General features: G+C 64.7%; 10 protein-coding genes and 10 pseudogenes. 8 read left to right on the forward strand and 12 right to left on the reverse strand.

The window, feature by feature from the left end; genetic code table 11:
• Positions 1-287: 287 nt before the first annotated feature.
• From CCUG20998_RS13710 to CCUG20998_RS13720, 3 pseudogenes are all read left to right on the forward strand, one after another.
• Positions 288-1,619: pseudogene (locus CCUG20998_RS13710) on the forward strand (ISL3 family transposase).
• Positions 1,620-1,664: 45 nt separating this feature from the next.
• Positions 1,665-2,155: pseudogene (locus CCUG20998_RS28450) on the forward strand (transposase); the annotation flags it as partial.
• A gap of 87 nt (positions 2,156-2,242) precedes the next feature.
• Positions 2,243-2,512, forward strand: a pseudogene (locus CCUG20998_RS13720) (transposase); the annotation flags it as partial.
• 16 nt (positions 2,513-2,528) lie between these two features.
• On the opposite strand, the gene CCUG20998_RS13725 reads toward CCUG20998_RS13720, so the two are convergent.
• Positions 2,529-3,590: an IS110 family RNA-guided transposase gene (locus CCUG20998_RS13725; protein ID WP_116269112.1), complete on the reverse strand. Its 1,062-nt coding sequence runs from the start codon at positions 3,588-3,590 to the stop codon at positions 2,529-2,531.
• A 240-nt stretch (positions 3,591-3,830) separates the two neighbouring features.
• Here CCUG20998_RS13725 and CCUG20998_RS13730 point away from each other — a divergent pair.
• Positions 3,831-4,676, forward strand: a pseudogene (locus CCUG20998_RS13730) (IS3-like element ISMyma1 family transposase); the annotation flags it as partial.
• Between the two features lie 42 nt (positions 4,677-4,718).
• Positions 4,719-4,979: pseudogene (locus CCUG20998_RS13735) on the forward strand (integrase core domain-containing protein); the annotation flags it as partial.
• Here the strand turns inward: CCUG20998_RS13735 and CCUG20998_RS13740 are convergent.
• From CCUG20998_RS13740 to CCUG20998_RS28470, 5 genes and pseudogenes are all read right to left on the reverse strand, one after another.
• Positions 4,976-6,144 (reverse strand): IS3 family transposase gene (locus CCUG20998_RS13740; protein ID WP_116269108.1). Its coding sequence is split into 2 segments (ribosomal slippage): positions 4,976-5,857 and positions 5,860-6,144, totalling 1,167 coding nucleotides; the frame shifts between segments, so codons are not numbered across the junction. The pseudogene CCUG20998_RS13735 and the gene CCUG20998_RS13740 overlap by 4 nt on opposite strands.
• A gap of 186 nt (positions 6,145-6,330) precedes the next feature.
• Positions 6,331-6,595 (reverse strand): annotated as a pseudogene (locus tag CCUG20998_RS28455) (hypothetical protein); the annotation flags it as partial.
• Positions 6,540-8,444: an AMP-binding protein gene (locus CCUG20998_RS29445; protein ID WP_479687393.1), complete on the reverse strand. Its 1,905-nt coding sequence runs from the start codon at positions 8,442-8,444 to the stop codon at positions 6,540-6,542. The pseudogene CCUG20998_RS28455 and the gene CCUG20998_RS29445, both read right to left, overlap by 56 nt.
• Before the next feature lie 80 nt (positions 8,445-8,524).
• Positions 8,525-13,014 (reverse strand): annotated as a pseudogene (locus CCUG20998_RS28465) (amino acid adenylation domain-containing protein); the annotation flags it as partial.
• Positions 12,963-16,844 (reverse strand): non-ribosomal peptide synthetase, encoded by a 3,882-nt coding sequence (locus CCUG20998_RS28470; protein WP_265339031.1) that lies wholly within the window; start codon positions 16,842-16,844, stop codon positions 12,963-12,965. The pseudogene CCUG20998_RS28465 and the gene CCUG20998_RS28470, both read right to left, overlap by 52 nt.
• A gap of 708 nt (positions 16,845-17,552) precedes the next feature.
• Between CCUG20998_RS28470 and CCUG20998_RS28120 the strand changes: the two genes are divergently transcribed.
• Complete coding sequence (locus tag CCUG20998_RS28120) at positions 17,553-17,915, forward strand: ISL3 family transposase (protein WP_051173363.1); 363 nt, start codon at positions 17,553-17,555, stop codon at positions 17,913-17,915.
• A 41-nt stretch (positions 17,916-17,956) separates the two neighbouring features.
• On the opposite strand, the pseudogene CCUG20998_RS13755 reads toward CCUG20998_RS28120, so the two are convergent.
• A pseudogene (locus CCUG20998_RS13755) lies at positions 17,957-19,593 on the reverse strand (IS1634 family transposase).
• A 149-nt stretch (positions 19,594-19,742) separates the two neighbouring features.
• Between CCUG20998_RS13755 and CCUG20998_RS28475 the strand changes: the two are divergent.
• Together CCUG20998_RS28475 and CCUG20998_RS13765 are read left to right on the forward strand one after the other, a co-directional pair.
• Positions 19,743-20,223: pseudogene (locus CCUG20998_RS28475) on the forward strand (hypothetical protein); the annotation flags it as partial.
• Between the two features lie 260 nt (positions 20,224-20,483).
• Positions 20,484-21,770, forward strand: a pseudogene (locus tag CCUG20998_RS13765) (ISL3 family transposase).
• 192 nt (positions 21,771-21,962) lie between these two features.
• On the opposite strand, the gene CCUG20998_RS13770 reads toward CCUG20998_RS13765, so the two are convergent.
• From CCUG20998_RS13770 to CCUG20998_RS13790, 5 genes are all read right to left on the reverse strand, one after another.
• Positions 21,963-22,505, reverse strand: a complete 543-nt coding sequence (locus tag CCUG20998_RS13770; RefSeq protein ID WP_012394533.1) for a TetR/AcrR family transcriptional regulator — start codon at positions 22,503-22,505, stop codon at positions 21,963-21,965.
• A gap of 210 nt (positions 22,506-22,715) precedes the next feature.
• Positions 22,716-23,654 carry a hypothetical protein gene (locus CCUG20998_RS28480; protein ID WP_020729079.1) on the reverse strand — a complete coding sequence of 313 codons (939 nt, stop codon included), beginning with the start codon at positions 23,652-23,654 and terminating at the stop codon, positions 22,716-22,718.
• A 37-nt stretch (positions 23,655-23,691) separates the two neighbouring features.
• Positions 23,692-23,910 (reverse strand): ATP-binding protein, encoded by a 219-nt coding sequence (locus CCUG20998_RS28485; protein WP_036455681.1) that lies wholly within the window; start codon positions 23,908-23,910, stop codon positions 23,692-23,694.
• A complete protein-coding gene (locus CCUG20998_RS28490) occupies positions 23,901-24,398 on the reverse strand; it encodes a TetR/AcrR family transcriptional regulator (protein WP_036455682.1) in 498 nt (165 codons plus the stop codon). Before CCUG20998_RS28490 ends, CCUG20998_RS28485 begins: the two co-directional genes overlap by 10 nt.
• A gap of 593 nt (positions 24,399-24,991) precedes the next feature.
• A complete protein-coding gene (locus CCUG20998_RS13790) occupies positions 24,992-25,372 on the reverse strand; it encodes a hypothetical protein (RefSeq protein WP_020729082.1) in 381 nt (126 codons plus the stop codon).
• Positions 25,373-25,384 lie beyond the last annotated feature (12 nt).

The raw sequence follows: 25,384 nt of genomic DNA on the forward strand, positions 1-25,384 counted from the left end.
CTGAGCCACAACACAGTTGGACTTCCCAGGCCGCACAAGAAGAACGAGGATGCAGCAGCGCGTCTACCCCGGTCCGGATCCGTCCCACCCGTTCGTCGACGACGTCACAGCGAAGCTGACCGACGACCCGCACGCCGACCGCTCCAAAGCGGCTCTTCCGGAAATGGAGTGCAGCCGTAGTTGGGGATGAGGGCGACGTTGGGGTCGTGACGGTGATCTGGGGCGGGCCCCGGTCGGCAGATGATGCTGGTTCCTACGCCTTAACGGCTACCGTGCCGGGGAACCCTGTGTCTGACCTTACGTCGTCTGCTGCTGCCGTTGTTGCTGACACGATCGTGCGGACCGTGGAGTTGGGCCTCACGATCACCGACGCGACTGTCGACGGTGATACCACGGTGGTGTTCTTGCGACCTGCTCGACGACGGTCAGCGCGGCTGCCCGGGCTGTGGTAGCGCGGGTGTCTACCGCGACAGCGTGGTGCGCAAGGTGACCGATGTGCCGGTGGTCGGGCATCCCTTGCGACTGCGGCTCCGGGTGCCGCGGTATCGCTGCATGGCCACCGGTTGTGATCGGGAGGTGTTCGCCCACAACACCTCCCGGCTTGCACACCCAGGCTGGTCGACCACCCGCCGCTGCGTTCGCTACATCCTGCGCCGGCTCATGATCGACCGCATGACCGTCGCCGCGGTGGCCCGAGAGCTGGGGTTGTCCTGGGACACCGTCAACACCATCGCCTTGGATGCCAACCAACAGATCGTGTCCGCCAATACCACCCGTTTGGATGGGGTGCGGGTCACCGGCGTCGACGAGCACCGCTGGTCGCACACCCGCAGTCGCCGCGGCGACGACGGGTTCGTCACCGTAATCATCGACTTGACCCCGGTCCTGGACGGCACCGGCCGCCCACGACTTCTCGACCTGGTACCCGGTCGCTCTGCGGCAGAGCTGAAGACCTGGTTGGCCGCACAGACCACGGACTTCCGCGACCGAGTCGAGGTGGTGGCCATGGACGGATTCGGCGGCTACAAGACCGCCGCCACCGAGCAGCTGCCCGAGGCCACCACGGTGATGGACCCGTTTCACGTCGTGGCCTTGGCCGGCGCGAAATTGGACCTATGCCGCCAACGTATCCAGCAGCAGACCTGCGAACATCGCGACCGCAGCGGCGATCCGCTCTACGGGGTCCGCCGCACCCTGCGCACCCGACTCCCGCTGCTCAGCAGTCGCCAACAAGTCCGGTTGACCACGGCGTTCGCCATCGATGACCACCTGGCGGTCCCCAGGTGACCTGGAGCGTCTACCAACGCATCATTGCCGCCTACAGCCAGCCCGACCTGCGCCGCGGCAAGACTATGATGAGCGCGATCATCGACTCACTACGCCGCGCAGTACCAGCCGCGCTCGAGGAACTGGCGCAACTGGGCCGCACCCTGTGGCGCCGCCGCACCGACGTGCTGGCCTACTTCGACCACCACGCCGCCAACGGCCCCACCGAAGCCATCAACGGCCGACTAGAGACACTGCGCCGCAACACCCTGGGATTCAGGAATCTGACCCACTACCGAATCCGCTCACTGCTGCACTGCGGCAACCTCACCCGACAGATCGATGCACTCTAAATCCGGAAGAGCCAGTTTGTCTGGACGGTCGACATGCGCGGGGTGCGGCGGATCACACCCGAAGGCCTCTACGGGCGGCGGAAGATGGCCCGGCTGGTGCGCCGATCGATGCCCCACGCGTCGGCTGGCAGTGTGGATCGAGCGATGCGATCCCCTTGTTTGCAAGGGATTCGCCGCAGCAAGGGAATCCGGACCACGATCCCGGCCAAAGACGGCAAGCGCGCCGGTGACCTGCTCAACCGCAACTTCACCGCCGCCGGCCCCCCAACCACACCTGGGTCATGGACTTTACATATGTCCGCACATGGGTCGGGTTCGTCTACACGGCGTTCATCCTCGACGTATTCGCCCAGAAGATCGTCGCCTGGAACACCGCCACGGCCAAGGACGTCGAGCTGGTCATGACCCCGCTGCGGATGGCGACCTGGCAACGTCGCCGCGAAGGAAACCCCGTCGTGGCTGGCGAACTCATCGGTCACGCCGACGCCGGATCTCAATACACCGCCATCCGGTTCACCGAGCATCTTGAACTGGAAGGCCTTCTGGCCTGACCCCGATCGGTTGATCCACGGCTTGTGAGAGTCTTGCGACCCACGTTGTGGGCAGGAAGGCTCGACAAGATCATGGCGACGAGGAAACGGCACAGTCCGGAGCAGATTGTGCGCAAGCTGATGACCGCGGACCGGCTGTTGGCCGAGGGCAAGGACACCGCGGCGGTCTGCCGCGAGCTGGGGGTCTCTGAGGCTACCTACCACCGGTGGCGCAACCAGTTCGGCGGCCTGAAGGCCGAGGACGCTAAACGGCTCAAGAACCTCGAACGCGAGAACGCCGCACTCAAAAGGTTGTTGGCCGATGCCGAGTTGGAGAAGGACGCGCTGCGGGAGATCGCCCGGGACGCTCCTATAGATGTCAAGTGCTGAGTTGGGCGTAGTCGGCGCGTAGTGCGTCGAAGATTTCGCGGGCCAGGTAGCGCTTCTGGCAGCGAATGATTTCGGGCATGGACAGGCCCTCGGTGGTGCGGCGGTCGGCGTAGGCGCGGCTGCGGGGGTCGTAGCGCAGCCGGACGACTGTGGCGATGTGTAGGGCGCTGTTGGCGGCCCGGTCGCCGCCGCGGTGCAGTCGGTGTCGGTGGGTTTTGCCCGAGGATGCAGGGATGGGGGCGACCCCGCAGAGGTGGGCGAAGGCGGCTTCGCTGCGTAGCCGGTCTGGGTTATCGCCAATGGTGATCAGCAGTGCGGAGACGGTGTCTGGACCGAGCCCGAATACGGCACTAGTGGCGGGTGCTGCAGCTTGGGTCAGGTCATTGAGTTGCATTCGCAGAGTCCGTGTTTCGGTATTGAGGTGTTGAGCGCGCAGAGCCATCGAACGTAAGGCGTGTTTAGCTGCCTGGACGGGGTCGGCGAGTTTGGTCAGGTCGGGACGCAGGTGTGCGCAAGCGGTAACAAGCTGCGCGGAGGTTAGGGAACGCAGCTGGGTGCGTAGCGGCTCGGGAGCGGTGATGACGAGCGAGCGCAGGGTGTTGAGGGTGGCGGTGCGGGCCTGGACCGCTCCGTTGCGGGTAACGCGGAGCATTCGGATGGCTTCGATCGGGCCGTCGGCCAGTTTCGGGGCGCCGCTTGCTTTGCCTGCCAATACCGTTCGTGCAGCGGCTTCGGCATCGATCGGATCGCTTTTGCCCCGTTGGCGGCGGATACGCCGGTCAGGGCGCGGAACTTCGAGCACGTCGATGCCTTGATCGTGCAGGTAGCGGGCCAGCCCCGCCCCGTAGGCCCCGGTTCCTTCGACACCGACACCGACTAGGCCAAGTTTTCCCTTGCTGCGCATCCATGTCAGCATCGAGGCGTAACCGGCTGGTGTGGTGGGGAATTCGGCATCGGCAATCAGCCGGCCGTTGACGTCGATGACCGCGGCGTGATCGGTTGCCGTATGGGTGTCGACGCCGCCGATGATGGATCGTTTGTTGCGCGTCATCTCAGGCCCGGTTCCTTTCCTTGGCCGGGCGCCGTGCGCAGAGGGTGGACAGGCCAGTGATGGGCCGTCGGGTGAAGCACGCTCCTATCAGGTCACACCCTTCGCGCCGAAGCCCGAGTTCTCTGTGTGGTCGGGCGCCGGCCCCGCAGGCTCGACAGGTCCAAAGAAAGGCACCACGATCAGCCAGGAAATTTCGGGGTCACAACCTCGGAGCCAGCGTCCAGAAACCATCATCACTGGAAACTTCTAAGCCCGGAGCGCCGGCGGGCGGCTGTTCGTCATCTCCAGCGCGTGCTGGCGGTCAGCGAGCGGTTTGCCTGCCGCGTCACCGGGCAGCACCGCGCCACCCAACGCCACGAACCGGTTGCGGGCACGCCGGCCGATCCGGACGCCGCTCTGAGGGAGTGGCTACGCGACTACGCCAACAAGCATCCTCGTCGCGGGTTCCGACCGGCCTACCACGATGCCCGCGGCGAAGGCTGGGAAGTGAACCATAAGAAGGTGCAACGGCTTTGGCGTGAGGAAGGACTGCGGGTCCCGCAGCGCCGCAAGCGCAAACGGCACGGCACCTCCACCGCCCCGCCAGAGGTAGTCGCCGATGCACCCGATCGGGTGTGGGCGGTGGACTTCCAGTTCGACGTGACCACCGATGGGCGGCCGATCAAGATCGTGTCGATCATCGACGAGCACACCCGCGAATGCCTCGGCGGTATGGTCGAGCGCAGCATCACCGGTGATCACCTCACCGAGGAGTTGGGCCGCATAGCCGCCGGGCGCGGGGCCTTACCCGCGGTGCTGCGGTGTGACAACGGACCCGAATTGGCTTGCAGCGCAATGGCAGACTGGGCCGAGGGCCAGGTCGGACTCCACTTCATCCCGCCCGGCGAGCCGTGGCGCAACGGCTATGTCGAGTCGTTCAACTCCCGCATCCGCGACGAGTGCCTCAACATCAATAGCTTCTGGTCGCTGGCCCAGGCCCGTGTCGTCATCGGCGACTGGAAGCACGAGTACAACCATCATCGGCGGCATTCATCGCTGGGCTACCTACCGCCTGCCCGCTATGCTGCCGCCTGTACCCACCGATGAATGACTCTCGTTCGCCGCGGACCAGTTCACGGGGTCCGGCCAGTTCGCCCGCCGATCGGGTCGGTCGGTGACGCCTACGACAACGCCCTGATGGAGTGCGTGATCGGCCTCTACAAGACCGAATGCATCTGCACCACCGTCTTCCACGATGGGCCCTACAGGATCATCGCCGAGGTCGAGTACGCCACCGCCGGCTGGGTCGATTAGTACAACAACAGACGCCTGCACAGTAGCCTCAACTACGTCTCGCCCGTCCAATACGAAGCAGACGGGTCTGCTGCACAGATAGGTGACAGCGGTTAGGCCGCCTGTTCGGCGGTCTGGGTCATGATGGTCTCGAATTCGATGGGCGTCAATCGGCCGAGTGCTGTCTGACGGCGACGACGATGGTAGGTGCGTTCGATCCAGGTGATGATCGCGATCCTCAGCTGTTCGCGGGTGTCCCAGGTTCGGCGGTTCAGGACGTTTTTCTGCAGCAGCGAGAAGAAGGACTCCATGGCGGCGTTGTCGCCGGCCGAGCCTACTTGGCCCATCGAGGCAAGCATGCGGTGACGAAACAGGCTCTGCTGCAACTTCCTTGACCGAAATTGACTACCGCGGTCGCTGTGTAGCACACAGCCGGCCACCTTCGCGGCGCGGCGAGCAACCGCGGAATCGAGTGCGGCAACAGCGATGGAGGATTCCATCCGCTCAGCCATCGAATAGCCGACGATGCGGTTGGACCACACGTCCTTGATCGCGCACAGGTAGAGCTTGCCTTCCCGGGTCGGGTGCTCGGTGATGTCGGACAGCCACAGCTGGTTGGGGCCCGCGGCGGTGAAGTCCCGGCGCACGAGATCGTCATGCGTCGGAGCCCCCACTTTGGCCTTCTTCCCGCGTTTCTTCTTGCCGAAGACGCTGAACCAGCCGTTGGCGCTGCAGATCCGCCACACCGTGCGCTCCGCTACACAGAACCCGGCGGCCTTGGCTTCATCGGCCAGAAACCGGTAGCCGAATTCCGGGTCGTCGCGGTGGGCGTCGAACAGGGCGTTGGCCAGATGCGCCCGGTTCCACTCGGTGTCGGTCACGGGTTGGTCGAGCCAGCGGTAGTAGGGCGCGCGAGCGATGTTGAGGACCCGGCACGTCACCGTGACGGGGATACCGTCGGCGGCCAACTCACGGACGAGCGGGTAGATCATTTTCCCGGAAGATGCGCCTGCGAGAGATAGGCCGCCGCCCGGCGCAGCACTTCATTTTCCTGCTCTAGCAAACGAATTCGCTTACGCGCTTCCCGCAGTTCGGCTGATTCGCTGGTGGTCGTCCCGGCCCGCTTACCGTCGTCGACATCGGCCTTCTTCAGCCACCCGTACAGCGTCGTGTAGTGGATCCCGAAATCCGAGGCAATCTGCTCCAACGGAACCTCGGGATCACGGTTGCGGGCGACCCGGACAACGTCGTCGCGGAACTCCTGAGGGTACGGCTTAGACACAGTGACATCCTTCCAGCCCAGCCCCGCAGGACTAGACACATCAGATGTCACCTATTCATGCAGCAGACCCGACCACTACGCGGCCCTCAACCAAGAGCCGCAACGCATATGAGAGCGGCAAAGAACCAGGGGCGCTTCAGTTTCAGAAGACGGCCGAAGGTGACCTAAGTCAGGGCGTTGGACCTAGATCGGCATCCGCCGCTTGACGGTGGCATAGGAGATCGGCCGGACCCTGATCTCGGTGAGCACTCGTTCGGTGTCGATCATGGTGTTGGGCCCAATGATCCGCGCCATCACGAAACACGTTGTCGCTATAGATGGTTGAGCCGAACCCTAGGATCCGGTAAGACGCGCACAGGCCGTTTCGCAGATGTCTTCTTTGGATGACTTGTGTGTCATTGGAGGAAGTTTTTGAGGTGGTTGGTGTAGGTGGGGGTGTGGTTGGGGTGGAGGAGTTGGTGGTGTGTGCTGTTGGTTGAGTGGGTTGTGGTGGGGCCGGTGAGGTGTGGTTGCCAGGCGTGGAGGAGGTATGCGGCTTTGGTGTGGGTGCTTTCGTAGGGGGGGTGGTTGGGGGGTGGGGTGTGTTCGGCGGCGATGAGCAGGGTGGGGCCGGTGTAGGTGTGGGGTTGGTGGTGTTGGTAGAGGGTGATGTTGTTGTTGTGGTTGGTGGTGAGGTGGTGTAGCTGGTCGTCGGGGATGGTGGTGTGGTGGTGGCCGAGCAGTGTTTGCAGGGTTTGGTGGTCGTTGCGGGGGGTGGTTGTTGGGTTGGTGTTGGTGTCGAGGGTGGGTAGTGAGTCGAGCAGGATGAGTCGGGTGTCGGTGTGGCCGCGGTGGTGTAGTTCGATGGCGATTTGGTGGGCGAGGACGCCGCCGAAGGACCAGCCGAGGAGGTAGTAGGGGCCGGTGGGGTGGGTGTTTTGGATGCGGGTGGCGTAGTTGTGGGCCATGGCTTGGAGGGTGTGGGGTGGGGTTTCGTCGGCGTTGAGGGTTTGGTTGATGCCGATGAGGGGGTTGGTGAGGTGGGTGGCGAGGGTTTGGTAGGGCCAGCTGATGCCGCTGGTGGCGTGGATGCAGAACAGGGGTGTGCCGGTGCCGGTGCGCAGGGTTTGGATGGGGGGGATGGTGGCGGGTTGGGCTTGGGTGTCGATTCGGTGGGCGAGGGTGGTGATGGTGGGGGTGTCGAAGATGTCGGCGACGTGGAGGTCGGTGTGCAGGGTGGTGTTGGCGGCGGCGATCAAACGCATCGCCGACAGGGAATCTCCGCCGAGCTCGAAGAACGAGTCGGCGGCGCTGACCCCGTCCACACCGAGGATCTGGGCATAGAGGCTGGCCAGCACTTCTTCCACCGGCCCCTGCGGCGCCACATAAGCCTGCGCGCTGGTGGTGGTGTAGTCGGGGGCGGGCAGGGCACGGCGGTCGAGTTTGCCGTTGACCGTTAGTGGTAGTTCGTCGATCTCGATGAAGGCGGCCGGAACCATATACGCCGGCAACACCTGGCCCAGCGAGGCGCGGATGTCGGTGGTGTCGAGCCCGGTCCCGCTGGTGGTGGTGTAGTAGGCCACCAAGCGGGGTTGGCCGGTGTCTTCGCGGGCGATCACCACCGCGTGCTCTACCCCGTCGAGGGCGGCCAGGGCGGCGGTGACTTCGCCGCATTCGATGCGGTAGCCACGGATTTTGACTTGTTCATCAGCGCGGCCCAAATACTGCAGTTGCCCGTCGGGGCCCCAACACACCAGATCACCGGTGCGATACATCCGCGACCCGCCCGCCCCGAACGGACACGCCACAAACCGGGCCGCACTCAACCCACCCCGACGCCAATACCCCACACCCACCCCAGCACCGGCAACATACAACTCACCCACGGTCCCGGGAGGCACCGGGCGCAGCCAACTGTCGAGGACAAACAGTGCGGCCCCGGGTACCGGGGCGCCGATGGGCACCACGGTCTCGCCGGCGTGCAGGGGGTTGCTGGTGGTGGCGTAGATGGTGGTTTCGGTGGGGCCGTAGGCGTTGAGCAGGGCGCGTCCCGGCGCCCACTGATCGACCAGCTTTGCTGGGCAGGCCTCGGCTGCGACGATCACCGTGGCGGTATCGAGGGTTTGTGGTGAGAGCTGGGCGAGTGCGGAAGGGGTGTGACTGAGCACGCTGACGTGTTCGGTGGCCAGGAGGTGGTGCAGGTCGTGGGGTGAGGTGATGACGTCCTCGGGGATGACGACCAGGCGGGCTCCGCGCAGCAGGGCTCCGAAGATTTCCCAGACGGAGACGTCGAAGGCGTAGGAGTGCCATTGCGACCACACCCGTCGGCGGGGATGTCGAGATCGAGTTGGGTGGTCAGGGTGGTGGCGTTGTGGTGGGTGATGGCTACGCCTTTGGGGGTTCCGGTGGTGCCGGAGGTGTAGATCAGATACGCCAGGTCATGGGGGTCGGGCGGGGGTAGCGGGGTGGTGGGGTGGTCATCGAGGTGGTGAGGGTGTCGAGAGTGATCACCGGAACACCACTGGCAGCGGTGCTGGTGCTGGTGCTGGTGGGGAGGTGTTGGGCGAGTTCGGTGGTGGTCAACACGGCGGCGGGGGTGGTGTCGGTGAGCATGAACGCGATACGCGTGGGGGGGTGGTGGGGGTCGATGGGGAGGTAGGCGGCCCCGGTTTTGAGGACGGCCAGGATCGCCAGGATGGCGTGGTCGCTACGCGGTAGCAGCAGCGCGACGACCGCACCCGCTCGAGCCCCGTAGGTGGTGGTGAGGTGGTGGGCGAGTTGGGTGCTGGCGGTATCGAGGTCGTGGTAGGTCCAGGTGCGGTCCTCGAACGTCAGGGCCGGGGCGTGGGGGTGAGCGACCACCACGCTGGCGAAGGCGGCCGGGATCGAGATCGCCGCCGTGGTGGCGGGAGTGTGCAGGGTGGGGTGGTTGCCCCAGGTGCGTAGTTGGGTGTGTTCGGTGTCGGTGAGGAGGTCGAGGTGGTGCAGGGGCTGATCGGGGTGGGTGGTGAAGGCGTGCAGGGTGTGGTGCAGGCGGGTGGCCAGGGTGTTGATGGTGGTGGGGTCATAGACGTCGGTGCGGTATTCGATGGTGCCGGTCAGGGCCGGCGCTGTGTCGGGGCTGGTGGCGTGTTCGCCCAGGGAGATGACCAGGTCCATGCGGGCGGTGTGGGTGCTGACCGGGTAGGGACTGATCCGGGCCTCACCCAGGGCCAGAGGGGTGTCGTGTTGGGTCCAGGGGTGGTTTTGGAAGGCGAGCATGACCTGGATGAGGGGGTGGTGGGTGCGGGAGCGGGTGGGGTTGAGGTGTTCGACCAGCAGTTCGAAGGGCACGTGTTGGTGTTCGAACGCGGCCAGGCTGTCCTCGCGGATGTGGGCCAGCAGGTCGGTGGGAGTGTGGTGGCCGTGGGTGTGGGTGCGTAGCACCAGGGTGTTGACGAAAAACCCGATCAACTCATCGAGGTGGGGGTGGGTGCGTGCGGCGATCGGGACACCGATGGCCACATCGTCGGTGTCGGCGAGGGTGGCCAGGACCACGGTCAGGGCGGCGTGGATGACCATGAAGACCGAGACGTGGTGGGTGTGGGCCAGGGTGTGGATCGCGGTGGTTAGTTCGGGGGGCCAGCTGAATTGGTGGCTGGCGCCGCGGTAGTCGGCGATCGGGGGGTAGGGGCGGTCGGTGGGCAGGGCCAAGTGTTCAGGGAGTCCAGCCAGGGTGTGGCGCCAGTAGGCCAGGTCGGTGGCCAACAGACTGGCCGGGTCGTGGGGGTCGCCGAGGAGTTGGTGATGCCACAGGCTGTAGTCGGCGTAGTGCACCGGCAACGGCACCCACACCGGCGGGTGCCCGGCGGTGCGGGCGGTGTAGGCGGTGTCCAGATCACGGGCGAGCGGGCCCAGCGACCAGCCGTCGGCGGCGATGTGATGAATCAGCAACACCAGCACGTGCTGGTCGGGCCCGGTGTGCAAGACGGTGGCGCGGATCGGGATCTCGGCGGCCAGATCGAAACGGTAGCTGGCGGCTTCGTCGATAGCGGTGCGCAGGTGTTGGGGTGTCCAACCCTGGGCATCCACCACCTGCCAGAAGATTTCGGCCTGGTCGGGGGGCAGGATGTCTTGGTAGCCGGTGCCGTCGATGCTGGGAAAGCGGGTGCGCAGGGTTTCGTGGCGGGTGATCACATCGTCGAGTGCGGCCCCGAGTGCCTCGGTGTCCAGCGGCCCGTCCAGATCCAGGACCACCGGGATGTTGTAGACCGCCGACGGGCCTTGAAGCTGCTCAAGAAACCACAATCGGGACTGGGCAAACGACAACGGCACCAACGCCGGACGCTCACCGGCGACCAACGGCAGCTGAGCGACCGGGTCGGCCCCGACACGGTGTGCTAACCCGGTGATGGTCGGGGTATCGAACACATCAGCAACCCGCAGACCGGTGTGCAGGGTGGTGTTGGCGGCGGCGACCAAACGCATCGCTGAGAGCGAATCCCCACCCAGATCAAAGAAAGAGTCGGCGGCGCTGACCCCGTCCACACCGAGGATCTGGGCATAGAGGCTGGCCAGCACTTCTTCCACCGGCCCCTGCGGCGCCACATAAGCCTGCGCGCTGGTGGTGGTGTAGTCGGGGGCGGGCAGGGCACGGCGGTCGAGTTTGCCGTTGACCGTCAACGGCAACGCGTCGATCACCACGAACGCGGCCGGAACCATATACGCCGGCAGGACTTCACTTAACCGGTCACGCAGCCACGCCGTATCGATCCCACCGCCACCGGTGGTGGTGGTGGTGTAGTAGGCGACCAAGCGGGGTTGGCCGGGGGCGTCGGTACGGGCGATCACCACCGCCTGCTCCACCCCATCGAGTGCAGCCAGAGCAGCGGCGACTTCTCCACATTCGATGCGGTAACCACGGATCTTGACTTGCTCATCAGCGCGGCCCAAATACTGCAGTTGCCCATCAGGACCCCAACACACCAGATCACCGGTGCGATACATCCGCGACCCGGCCGCCCCGAACGGACACGCCACAAACCGGGCCGCACTCAACCCACCCCGACGCCAATACCCCACACCCACCCCAGCACCGGCCACATACAACTCACCCACAGTCCCGGGTGGGACCGGGCGCAGCGAACTGTCGAGGACAAACAGTGCGGCCCCGGGTACCGGGGCGCCGATGGGTACTGGGTTGGTGTCGGGTTGTAGGGGGTTGCTGGTGGTGGCGTAGATGGTGGTTTCGGTGGGGCCGTAGGCGTTGAGCAGGGCGCGTCCCGGCGCCCACTGATCGACCAGCTTTGCTGGGCAGGCCTCGGCTGCGACGATCACCGTCTCTACATCCAAAGTCGTCGGCGCTAACATCGCCAATGCTGAGGGGGTTTGGCTGAGCACGCTGACGTGTTCGGTGGCCAGGAGGTGGTGGAGGTCTTCGGGCGAGGTGACGATGTGTTCGGGTACGACCACGACTCGTCCGCCGCCGAGGAGGGCGCCCAAGATTTCCCAGACGGAGTAGTCGAAGGCGTAGGAGTGGCATTGTGACCAGACCTGGTTGGTGGTGGGTCCCAGTTGCGGGGTCAGGGTGGTGGTCAGGGTGGTGGCGTTGTGGTGGGTGATGGCTACGCCTTTGGGGGTTCCGGTGGTGCCGGAGGTGTAGATCAGATACGCCAGGTCATGGGGGTCGGGCGGGGGTAGCGGGGTGGTGGGGTGGTCATCGACGGTGAGGGTGTCGAGAGTGATCACCGGAACACCACTGGCAGCGGTGCTGGTGCTGGTGCTGGTGCTGGTGGGGAGGTGTTGGGCGAGTTCGGTGGTGGTCAACACGGCGGCGGGGGTGGTGTCGGTGAGCATGAACGCGATACGCGTGGGGGGGTGGTGGGGGTCGATGGGGAGGTAGGCGGCCCCGGTTTTGAGGACGGCCAGGATCGCCAGGATGGCGTGGTCGCTACGCGGTAGCAGCAGCGCGACGACCGCACCCGCTCGAGCCCCGTAGGTGGTGGTGAGGTGGTGGGCGAGTTGGGTGCTGGCCGTATCGAGGTCGTGGTAGGTCCAGGTGCGGCCCTCAAACGTCAGGGCCGGGGCGTGGGGGTGAGCGACCACCACGCTGGCGAAGGCGGCCGGGATCGAGATCGCCGCCGTGGTGGCGGGAGTGTGCAGGGTGGGGTGGTTGCCCCAGGTGCGTAGTTGGGTGTGTTCGGTGTCGGTGAGTAGGTCGAGGTGGTGCAGGGGCTGATCGGGGTGGGTGGTGAAGGCGTGCAGGGTGTGGTGCAGGCGGGTGGCCAGGGTGTTGATGGTGGTGGGGTCATAGACGTCGGTGCGGTATTCGATGGTGCCGGTCAGGGCCGGCGCTGTGTCGGGGCTGGTGGCGTGTTCGCCCAGGGAGATGACCAGGTCCATGCGGGCGGTGTGGGTGCTGACCGGGTAGGGACTGATCCGGGCCTCACCCAGGCGCATTTCGGCGCCGGTGGTGTCGTGTTGGGTCCAGGGGTGGTTTTGGAAGGCGAGCATGACCTGGATGAGGGGGTGGTGGGTGCGGGAGCGGGTGGGCTGCAGGTGTTCGACCAGCAGTTCGAAGGGCACGTGTTGGTGTTCGAACGCGGCCAGGCTGTCCTCGCGGATGTGGGCCAGCAGGTCGGTGGGAGTGTCTGCGGGGTGGGTGTGGGTGCGTAGCACCAGGGTGTTGACGAAAAACCCGATCAACTCATCGAGGTGGGGGTGGGTGCGTGCGGCGATCGGGACACCGATCGCCACATCGTCGGTGTCGGCGAGGGTGGCCAGGACCACGGTCAGGGCGGCGTGGATGACCATGAAGACCGAGACGTGGTGGGTGTGGGCCAGGGTGTGGATCGCGGTGGTTAGTTCGGGGGGCCAGCTGAATTGGTGGCTGGCGCCGCGGTAGTCGGCGATCGGGGGTAGGGGCGGTCGGTGGGCAGGGCCAAGTGTTCAGGGAGTCCAGCCAGGGTGTGGCGCCAGTAGGCCAGGTCGGTGGCCAACAGACTGGCCGGGTCGTGGGGGTCGCCGAGGAGTTGGTGATGCCACAGGCTGTAGTCGGCGTAGTGCACCGGCAACGGCACCCACACCGGCGGGTGCCCGGCGGTGCGGGCGGTGTAGGCGGTGTCCAGATCACGGGCGAGCGGGCCCAGCGACCAGCCGTCGGCGGCGATGTGATGAATCAGCAACACCAGCACGTGCTGGTCGGGCCCGGTGTGCAAGACGGTGGCGCGGATCGGGATCTCGGCGGCCAGATCGAAACGGTAGCTGGCGGCTTCGTCGATAGCGGTGCGCAGGTGTTGGGGTGTCCAACCCTGGGCATCCACCACCTGCCAGAAGATTTCGGCCTGGTCGGGGGGCAGGATGTCTTGGTAGCCGGTGCCGTCGATGCTGGGAAAGCGGGTGCGCAGGGTTTCGTGGCGGGTGATCACATCGTCGAGTGCGGCCCCGAGTGCCTCGGTGTCCAGCGGCCCGTCCAGATCCAGGACCACCGGGATGTTGTAGACCGCCGACGGGCCTTGAAGCTGCTCAAGAAACCACAATCGGGACTGGGCAAACGACAACGGCACCAACGCCGGACGCTCACCGGCGACCAACGGCAGCTGAACGACCGGGTCGGCCCCGACACGGTGTGCTAACCCGGTGATGGTCGGGGTATCGAACACATCAGCAACCCGCAGACCGGTGTGCAGGGTGGTGTTGGCGGCGGCGACCAAACGCATCGCTGAGAGCGAATCCCCACCCAGATCAAAGAAAGAGTCGGCGGCGCTGACCCCGTCCACACCGAGGATCTGGGCATAGAGGCTGGCCAGCACTTCTTCCACCGGCCCCTGCGGCGCCACATAAGCCTGCGCGCTGGTGGTGGTGTAGTCGGGGGCGGGCAGGGCACGGCGGTCGAGTTTGCCGTTGACCGTCAACGGCAACGCGTCGATCACCACGAACGCGGCCGGAACCATATACGCCGGCAGGACTTCACTTAACCGGTCACGCAGCCACGCCGTATCGATCCCACCGCCACCGGTGGTGGTGGTGGTGTAGTAGGCGACCAAGCGGGGTTGGCCGGGGGCGTCGGTACGGGCGATCACCACCGCCTGCTCCACCCCATCGAGTGCAGCCAGAGCAGCGGCGACTTCTCCACATTCGATGCGGTAACCACGGATCTTGACTTGCTCATCAGCGCGGCCCAAATACTGCAGTTGCCCATCAGGACCCCAACACACCAGATCACCGGTGCGATACATCCGCGACCCGGCCGCCCCGAACGGACACGCCACAAACCGGGCCGCACTCAACCCACCCCGACGCCAATACCCCACACCCACCCCAGCACCGGCCACATACAACTCACCCACAGTCCCCGGAGGCACCGGACGCAACCAGCCATCGAGCACAAACACCCCGGCCCCGGGCACGGGTGCGCCGATGGGCACCACCGTCTGGCCGGCGTGGAGAGGGGCGGTGATGGTGGCTGCCACGGTGGTTTCGGTGGGGCCGTAGGCGTTGAGCATGATCCGCCCTGGTGCCCAGCGATTCAGTAGGTCAGCAGGACAGGGCTCACCTCCGGTGAGGAGGGTGGTGTTTTCCAGTCCTTCTGGTGGCAGGTTCTGGAGTGCAGCGGGGGTTTGGCTGAGAACGGTGACCTGCTCGTCGATGAGGAGGTGGTGCAGGTCGTGGGGTGAGGCCACGATGTGTTCGGGTACGACCACGACCCGTCCGCCGCCGAGCAGGGCGCCCAAGATTTCCCAGACGGAGTAGTCGAAGGCGTAGGAGTGGCATTGCGACCACACCCCGTCGGCGGGGATGTCGAGATCGAGTTGGGTGGTCAGGGTGGTGGCGTTGTGGTGGGTGATGGCCACGCCTTTGGGGGTTCCGGTGGTGCCGGAGGTGTAGATCAGATACGCCAGGTCATGGGGGTCGGGCGGGGGCAGCGCTGTGGTGGGGTGGTCATCGAGGTTGGTGAGGGTGTCGAGAGTGATCACCGGAACATCACTGGCAGCGGTGCTGGTGCTGGTGCTGGTGCTGGTGGGGAGGTGTTGGGCGAGTTCGGTGGTGGTCAACACGGCGGCGGGGGTGGTGTCGGTGAGCATGAACGCGATACGCGTGGGGGGGTGGTGGGGGTCGATGGGGAGGTAGGCGGCCCCGGTTTTGAGGACGGCCAGGATGGCGAGGATGGCGTGGTCGCTACGCGGTAGCAGCAGCGCGACGACCGCACCCGCTCGAGCCCCGTAGGTGGTGGTGAGGTGGTGGGCGAGTTGGGTGCTGGCCGCATCGAGTTGTTGGTAGGTCCAGGTGCGGCCCTCAAACGTCAGGGCCGGGGCGTGGGGGTGGGTGGCGACCACGCTGGTGAAGGCGGCCGGAATCGACACCGCGGGTGCGGTCACGGGAGCGGTGAGGGTGGGGTGGTTGCCCCAGGTGCGCAGTTGGGTGTGTTCGGTGTCGGTGAGTAGATCGATTGCGGAGACCGACTGGTCGGTGCCGTTGATCATCGCCGTCAAGATTTGTTCTAGGCGTTGTGCCAAGACTTCGGTAGTCGCAAAGTCTGACGCGGGGTCACCGGTTCCTTGGGTACTCACCAGTAGTTCGTGACCGTTGTTTTGGAAGTAGATTCCGAAACCGGCGACACCGCCGAAGGCAATACAGATGGCTGTTGCCGGGGCTTGCCCGAACGGGTGGGTCGCGGTGCTGGGGATGAAATTGACTGCCAGGCCGGCGTTGGCTTGCGCGCGCATGCGCCTGTGGTCTTGGTTTTGCAGGGTTTCTACGGGGAATCGCTGATGTTGCACCGCTTTTTCGATCCGGGCATGGGTGTGTCTGCAGAACTGGGCGATGCTGGATCCCGGTGTGGAGGTCAACGTTAACGGGACAGTGCCCACCATCAACCCGGTGAAGGTCATTGACTCAGGTTCGACACGGCGGCTCACCGGGAAATCGATGACAACCTCAGAGTGGTGATCGCACCACTTTCCGACCAGCAGCGCGCACGCCGCGGTTAATATCGCCGATCGGCGCACTCCTAGCGCCCGGCAAAGTTTCTGCACCCCGGTGACGATCGCGGGATTCAGCTGCACCGGCGCGGAAACGCCGTCGCTTTCGGTGTTGTCGTCTAGGGGGCTGACGAAGCGATAATCGACATCGTTTGCGGGCAGATGATTTGCCCAATAGTTGTGATCGCTGTCGTAGTCAGGCGAGTTCTCGTAGGTGGTCTCGAGGGCGATGAGGTCCTGCAAGGAACCGATGAAGCTCGGAGGAACCGGAGCATCAGCGATCAGGGCTGAGTAGATGATAGCGATCCGGTTGCAGTGGACCATCAAGCCGAATCCGTCACTGACGAGATGATGGAAACAGGAATAGAAATAGAATTGGTCGGTACTGACCTGGTATAGAGCGTATCTGTGCAAGCGTTCGTCGAGTGCCATGGGCTGATTTCGGCTCAGTAATGCACGCCGGTAGGCCTCTTGGACAGGGTCGTCATATGAGCGGAGATCATAAAACGGCATTTCAACGTCATCGCCGGGGTCAATGTGCTGAGAAACTTCGCCGTCTTTTTCGAAGAAAACAGCTCTGAGTGAATCGCTTTCCTGCAACGCTTGCTGTATGGCCGTTTCGAGAATGTGCGGAATTATCGGGCCATCGATCACGACAAAATTTGCGATGTTCCATCGCGGCCCAGTGCCGTTGATCTGCAGGTCAAGCCAGATGCCCAGCTGGCCGCGGGTTAAAGGCAATCCGCCCTGCCGTGGCCCCACTGATGAACCTCCGATATTACCTATAGCAAGCGGGAAATGGTACCTACGCAAGCTGGAAAGCTATGCGTCCAGACTTGTTAAGGCAGCTACTTCGCCGCAACGTGCACGGCCAATTTACACATGCGCAGCGCAAACCTTCAACTGGCGACAACTTGGGACCACATATGAATTTTTTAAGTTCCCCGCCACCGCCACTGCAGCGCCCGCTCATGCGGGCGGGATCAATCGCGATGGCGCGGGTATCGAGTGTCATGGCCTGGTAAGCGTCCCTCAGAGTGGTGGGGTTTGGGGGCTCATCCGGAAATGGGGTGAAGGTGAGGGTGGCCAATCCCGGGTTGATGGGGGCGTGTCCGTGAGCTGAGGCGGGCCCGGGCGGCAGATGATGCAGGTCCCTACGCCTTTGCCGCCTGCCGTGCCCGGGGAGCCCTCTGTCTGACGTTACGTGCTGCTGCTGACACGATCGTGCGGACGGTCGAGTGGGAGGTGACGACAACTGATGCCGCTGTCGACGGTGATCTCACGGTGTGTTTTGCACGCTGCTCGATGATGGGCAGCGTGGCTGTCCGGGGTGTGGTATCCAGGGCCGTTACCGCGACACCGTGGTCCGCACGGTTACTGATGTGCCGGTGGTTTTGCATCCCTTGCGACTGCGACTGCGGGTGCGGGTGCCGCCGCTATCGGTGTGCCAATGCCGCCTGTCAGCGGGAAGTGTTCGCCCACAACACCGATCGTCTGGCCCGGCGCGGCTGGTCGACCACCCGTCGGTGTGCCCGCTACATTCTGCGCCGGTTGATGATCGACCGGACCACGGTAGCGGCGGTCGGCCGCGGGTTGGGGTTGTCCTGGGACACCGTGAACACCATCGCCGTCGACGCCACGCAGATGATCGTGGTCGCCGACACAACCCGCCTGCACCTGGACGGGGTGTGGGTCATCGGTGTCGATGAGCACCGCTGGGTGCACACCCGCCATGCCGTCGGGGATGGGTTCGGCACCGTGATCATCGACTTGACCCCGGTGCTCGACAGCACCGGCCCTGCCCGGCTGCTTGATCTGGTGGCGGGGCGCTAAGCGGCTGCCCTGAAGACCTGACCTGAGTTAGGACATTTTGCTTAGTGCCCTGGGTCGGGGATGTTGAGGCTGGCCAGAATTTGTCGCTGGGGCTCGGGGATCTCGGGTGGGAATGTCTCGGTGGTCCCGTTGTGGCGATGGTCGCTGAGCGAAGGGGCCGCAGCTGGTTGATGACGTTGGCGATGGCCAGGGCGGTGCGTTCCTGGATGTTGTGGGCCACGGCCAGGGCGGTGACGACGATCGTGAGGTGGGCTTTGATGGCGTCGCAGGTTCGGTGGAATATCGGCCGGGCACGAAGGTCGCTCTTGGACATCCGGAATGAACGCTCGATCCGCCACAACTCGTGGTAGTGGGCGATCACTTCTCCCGCGGGCATGACCGTGGTGGGGACGTTGGTGACATAACCCTTGAGGCCGACCAGCGATTGCGCGCGAGCCAGGCTGGCCCCGTCGAGGACGCGGTCTCCGGCGGCGGTCTTGACGAAGCGAGTAGATTTGGCGACACGGTCACCGTTGACCACCGCCCGCGCACGATATTCTTGGGCGTAGAGCGTCTTCTGGTCGCGGCGGTCCCGTTTGGCCGAGTACGCCCAGATCGCCCGCCAGGCGTTGGTGTGTTCGTCGGGATCCCAGATTGGCTCAGCGCAGTTCGCCAGATCGTTGACGGTGGTGTTGGCGTGCCGAGGGCTGACGGTGTCGATGATCTGACCGTCAGTGAAAACATCGCCATGCCCATGGAAATGCGACTCCAGATCGCCGGGCGCTTTGGTCATCCGCGAGCCGACGATGAACCCCAGCCCGGCCTCATCCAACGCGGCCAGGTTCGATGCCGACAGCATGCCGGCATCAGCGGCGATCACCATCGGCGTGCCACCGAGATCATGGCGGGCCGCGAACGCGGTAACGACCGGGATCAACATGGTCGTCTCGGCGGTGTTTCCCTCGAAACACCCGATCTCCACAGGGAATCCGCTGCGGTCGACCAACAACCCGACAACGATTTGCGGATCAACGCGACGCTCCTTAGAACACCCGATCTTGCGCAGGTCGTCCTCATTCTCGGCCTCGAAATACAAGGTGGTGACGTCATAGAGCAGAAGGCTCAAACCGCCCCGATCCGCGGCGTGTGTGAAGCATTCGGCCGCGATCTGCTCCCGGTAGTTGCCGGTGTTGACCTTGGCGAGATGCCGTTGAATCGTCCTATAGGACACAGTGTCTGCGCCGAGGTCGGCGAGTACTCGGGCAGCGGCGGCCTTGCTGGTGAGCTCGACGATCCGGGCGATCACCAAGTCCCGGAACACCGAGTCCTCGATCACATCGAAGCCCAGCCAGTCATAAACCGTGCCGAGCACGTCGTAGAGCAACCGCGAATGTGTGGCCGCGGTACGCCCGGCCGGCACCGGAGCACCCTGGGGCACACCTGGCGACAAGGACAAGGTACCCGAGCGCCAGTCGGCGACGCCATCGATGGACTGGGTGGTCCGAGCGTGCACCTCGATATCGAGAACGCCTTGATCCTCGGCCACGATCCGGCGGGCCTGCTCAAGTAAGATTCCCAGCTAGGCATCGGTGTGCGCCGACCCCACATGCGCCAGGATTGTCTGCTGACCTCGATGTTTCCGCACGACCTGCACCGCCACCGCGCCCGAGGCCGTGCGCACCTTCCGCACGTACGCCACCGCCCGAAATTACCCGCTTAGTGCCCCAAACAGGGCACTAAGATCACAGAACTCGCAGGTCAGCGAATCGCAGTTTCAAAAGACGGCCGAAGGTGACCTAAGTCAGGCCTGACTATCAGCGCAGAGCGCCTCTTTTCGGTGATCAGGTCGAGGTGGCGGCGATGGACGGATTCGGTGGCTACAAGACCGCGGCCACCGAGGTCTTGCCCGCAGCCACGCCGGCGATGGATCCCTTCCATGTCGTGGCCCTGGCCGGGGCGAGGTTGGACCTGTGTCGCCAACGCATCCAGCAGCAGACCTGTGGGCACCGTGGCCGCACCGGGGATCCGCTCTACCGGGTGCGACGCACTCTGCGAATCCGCTACTCGCTGCTCACCGATCGCCAAAATCCCGGCTGGAAGCTATGTTCGCTGACGAAGCCGACCTCGCGGTGGAACTGTGCTGGGGCTTCTACCAGCGCCTGATCGCCGCCTAATCCCACGCCGACCGACGCCGAGGCAGGACCATGATGACTGCGATCTCAATACCCTGCGCACCGCCAGGCCTCCAACGGGCCCACCGAGGCCATCAACGGCCGCCTGGAAGCCCTACGACGCAACGCCCTCGGAACTCCGCAATCTGACCCACTAACGAGTGCGTGGACTGATGCACTGCGGCAACTTGGCCCAATTGATCCATGCGCCCTGCTTACGGAAGTACCACTAAAGCGGCTCTTCCGGAAATGGAGTGCAGCCGTAGTTGGGGATGAGGGCGACGTTGGGGTCGTGACGGTGATCTGGGGCGGGCCCCGGTCGGCAGATGATGCTGGTTCCTACGCCTTAACGGCTACCGTGCCGGGGAACCCTGTGTCTGACCTTACGTCGTCTGCTGCTGCCGTTGTTGCTGACACGATCGTGCGGACCGTGGAGTTGGGCCTCACGATCACCGACGCGACTGTCGACGGTGATACCACGGTGGTGTTCTTGCGACCTGCTCGACGACGGTCAGCGCGGCTGCCCGGGCTGTGGTAGCGCGGGTGTCTACCGCGACAGCGTGGTGCGCAAGGTGACCGATGTGCCGGTGGTCGGGCATCCCTTGCGACTGCGGCTCCGGGTGCCGCGGTATCGCTGCATGGCCACCGGTTGTGATCGGGAGGTGTTCGCCCACAACACCTCCCGGCTTGCACACCCAGGCTGGTCGACCACCCGCCGCTGCGTTCGCTACATCCTGCGCCGGCTCATGATCGACCGCATGACCGTCGCCGCGGTGGCCCGAGAGCTGGGGTTGTCCTGGGACACCGTCAACACCATCGCCTTGGATGCCAACCAACAGATCGTGTCCGCCAATACCACCCGTTTGGATGGGGTGCGGGTCACCGGCGTCGACGAGCACCGCTGGTCGCACACCCGCAGTCGCCGCGGCGACGACGGGTTCGTCACCGTAATCATCGACTTGACCCCGGTCCTGGACGGCACCGGCCGCCCACGACTTCTCGACCTGGTACCCGGTCGCTCTGCGGCAGAGCTGAAGACCTGGTTGGCCGCACAGACCACGGACTTCCGCGACCGAGTCGAGGTGGTGGCCATGGACGGATTCGGCGGCTACAAGACCGCCGCCACCGAGCAGCTGCCCGAGGCCACCACGGTGATGGACCCGTTTCACGTCGTGGCCTTGGCCGGCGCGAAATTGGACCTATGCCGCCAACGTATCCAGCAGCAGACCTGCGAACATCGCGACCGCAGCGGCGATCCGCTCTACGGGGTCCGCCGCACCCTGCGCACCCGACTCCCGCTGCTCAGCAGTCGCCAACAAGTCCGGTTGACCACGGCGTTCGCCATCGATGACCACCTGGCGGTCCCCAGGTGACCTGGAGCGTCTACCAACGCATCATTGCCGCCTACAGCCAGCCCGACCTGCGCCGCGGCAAGACTATGATGAGCGCGATCATCGACTCACTACGCCGCGCAGTACCAGCCGCGCTCGAGGAACTGGCGCAACTGGGCCGCACCCTGTGGCGCCGCCGCACCGACGTGCTGGCCTACTTCGACCACCACGCCGCCAACGGCCCCACCGAAGCCATCAACGGCCGACTAGAGACACTGCGCCGCAACACCCTGGGATTCAGGAATCTGACCCACTACCGAATCCGCTCACTGCTGCACTGCGGCAACCTCACCCGACAGATCGATGCACTCTAAATCCGGAAGAGCCTCCAAAGCTTCCCTGTGGCTCGCCACCCCGACAGCGATGATGTTGGTGGTACTGCCAGCCCTCGCCACAGCAGCACCGGGAACCCCGCACCCAGAATCAGGCCGCAGTTTGCGCCCCATTGTGAGCGCGGCGCCGAGTGGATTCTGTGGGTGGACGGGCGCAGCACCCCAGAACGCATCTCATGAACTCCTTGCCCCGCGCAGCAGTAGCTCGGTGACCATACCGGTGAAGTCGCTGCGGGCGATCCGCCCAGTATTCGCCGACCGCCCCGCACCGGCTACCAGGCTGAAGAACGCTTGGTTCAGCCAAAGGGTGGGCAGGTCACGTCGGAATTCGCCGCTACGCTGACCCCGCAGGAATAGCTGCCTGAGCTGAGCGTCGATCTCAGCCCAGCCCTCGGTCAATTGGTCTGATTCAAAATCTTGGGCCCGGATGTAGAGCAACCTGAGATAACCGGATACTGGGCGGCAGGCCGCCACTAACCGCTGTAGCGCTTCTGCGGCGGTTCCCTCCTGACATCGCGAGATCGTCATCGCTTCGCCCAACTGGGAGATCGCCAATCGATCTAGCGCCTCGAGGAGGGCGCCTCGCTTGGCAAAATGCCGGTGCAGGGTCGCTCGACTTACGCCGACCGCAGCAGCAATCTCGTCCTGGGTTGCGGTCGGCCGCTTGCCGAGGCATTCTGCCGCCTCCCGGAGTATCCGATCACGGTCTACTGACATGACTGACAAATATATATCTGCAGAACAAGATGCAATCTATAAATGGGAAACGGTGTCCCATCTATAGATTCGGCGCAAGCCGATGCAACCGTGCTCTTGCACGGGTCGATCGGCCGCGGTCACTGGGGTTGGCACCTGGCCCCGGCGGACTTGCTAGGCGATGGCTGATTCGTGTTGCTGTGCACCCGGCCAGTTACACCGCCCGACCTCTCACCCTCCATACCCTCGATCGGGCAGCACCTCCATACCCAGAACGAGGGCGGCCGCCTCGTCCAGGGACAGGCGTCTGCCCTGGTTGGTGGCGGTGCGGTAGTCGGCTTCGGAAAGTTGCTTGCGGACTTGGCGTTCGCATTGTTCGTGGAATGGCCCCACGTGTGCCGAGACGGCGCCGCCGGCGCCGGCAGCGCGGCTGACGGCGGCTGCGGCGGCCATCAAAATCGCGGCGCGCCGCGGATCATTTCCGGCCGCGGCAATCCAGGAACTCGTCTCCAGAAATGTCGCGCAGGTGATGGTGTCGTTGATCGTCCGCGACAGTTGCAGGCCTTCGCGAACCGCGTGCTCGGCCAGGTCCAGTTGCCCCAGCGCCAGGCGACTGGCCGCGAGACCTTCCAAGAGGTAGGTCCGCAAGACGATGTCCTGGCCGTGGGCTTCGGACAGGACGAGGCCCTGCTCGGCGTGGGCCACCGCGGTGTGGGCGTCATTGGCGGCAGCCGACGTCCATATCATCACCAGGCGGGCATAGATTTGCACCCGGAATTCATCGGCGCTAGCCAGCGACTGCTCGGCCAAGGACCGCGCCACGTCTAGCTCGCCGCGCAACATGGCGACGGCCGCCGTATTGGTGTTCAAGTGAGCGAGCGCGTAGGGGTCGGTCACGGTGGTGAGCAGTTCACCGGCTTCTGCTTGTCGAGCGGCCATGGTGGGCATATCGACCTGTAAAAAAGCCAACATGGCCACGTTGATGATCGCGCGCAGTCGCGCCGCGGTGGGTTCGGCGGGGGCGGCGTCAAGGGCCTTTTCGATCCATCGGCGCCCTTGCTGCAGCATCCCGATAGCGGTCCAGGGAGCGCGTAGGTTGGTGGCCATTTCCACGGCATCGGCGGGTGCAACGGTCAGCGCAACCTGCAGCGCTTCTTGCAGGTTGGGCATCTCCCGCCGCAGGCGGTGAAGCCAGTCGAGTTGATGTTCACCAAACCATTCCTCGCAGGCTTGCCCACACCGACAAGGTTGACTTACCGATTCCACCGATCCCGGTCAACGTCACCAGTCGCGAATTCAAGATCAACTCGTTGAGTTCGGCCAGTTCGGCCTCACGGCCGACAAACCCGACAAGCGGTGGCGGCAGATTCCCCTGTGTCGGCGCTCTGACTCCGTCAAGGGTCGCTCGTCGCGAATTCACCCACATGATTTCTGCTTTGTTCCCCGCCCATGCTGAACGGACCACCCTGCGCCCGAGACGAGGCTGAAAAACGCTTCGGTGAGCCAGCCCGCGGTCACGTCGGTGCGGAATTCTCCGGCGCGTTGGCGGCGCAGGAAAATCTCCTCGATCTCGGAGTTGATTTCACGCCACTCGGCAACCGACTTCCGGGTCTCAAAGCTTTGACCTTGCACGTAGCGCAGCGTCAGGTAGCCCGCGACCGGCTCGCACGCGGCAACCAGTATCCGCAGCGCATCGGTAGGTGAATATTCTTGCCAGTGAGAGGTTTTCAGCGCATCACGCATCTGCTCGATGGCCGCGTGATCCAGCGCCTCGAGCAATGCGGTGCGTCCGTCGAAGTGGCGGTACAGCGTTGAGTGGCTGACCCCCGCGGCAGCGCCGATTTCATCCAGGGTGGCGTTGGGCCGCCTGCTGAGATGGTCGGCTGCGGCGCGCAGCAGACGCTCGGTTTCCACTCAAACCCCCACTTGGCTTCTACTTCATCTATGGCATTCGGTGCTACTGGTCATACCGAGCACCCTTCCGCACCTGCCACCCGGCACAACCACGCGCGGGAGTGAAACCGTGGATCCGCCTGGTAAGGCGGGTGCTTTTGAAGACCTCAGTCTAGATTCCAGGCTTGCGTCTCGCGGCAAGTCTGGGTGACTTCGCCGCGCCGCGCGCGTGCACAGCTACCTACACAGGCCCAACACGCACCGCCCGAATCCGCTCCCACCAGCTAAACTGGGCCAGACCATGTCGGCGCCAGCTTTGCCATCTCCAGTTGCTGCTGAGCCCAGCCGGGCCCGCAGGCCCAACTGGCCGCGCGTGCTACTTGCCGCACCAGCGCTGGTGGCGGCAACCGCATGGCTCCCACCCACCCCCGGCGTCACGGCCAGTCCAACCGCGACCAACTCCGCCAAGGTCGACACACAAACCAACCCCACTGAGCCACAACACAGTTGGACTTCCCTGACCGCACAAGAAGAACGAGGATGCAGCAGCGGACGCGGCGTATGGTGGCGCTGCGGGCGAGATTGAACCCCGCGCCAAACACCATCGCCCGACGCTAGAACTCAACAATCAATACCCACACCAGGGCGGCTGCCACCAACAACAGCGCGGTCAGAATCGCCGCGCGCACAATCGCGGACTGCCGATGGAACCAGTCACGCAGCTGGGCGAACCGCCAATCGGTCCAGCCATACGCGCGCGCGGCCCAATCGGACTCGATCGCCAGGACACGGAACGCGACCAGGACCGCAGGAATGCCCAGCTCCGGCAGCAGCACCATGAGAGGTACGGATGCGATCAGCAGCGCCGCACCGAAGACGGCGAGCAGTACGCGAAGCACCATCGGCTTGGCCCGCGCTCGGTCTCGGTAGGCGAGCACGCGCGCGAATGCCGCATCGCGAGTCGTGGCCGCGGGGTTGCAGTCGCCTGAGTCCACGGATACCCCTGC

Origin of the sequence: Mycobacterium marinum (assembly GCF_003391395.1) — a bacterium.
Taxonomy (GTDB): Bacteria; Actinomycetota; Actinomycetes; order Mycobacteriales; family Mycobacteriaceae; genus Mycobacterium; species Mycobacterium marinum.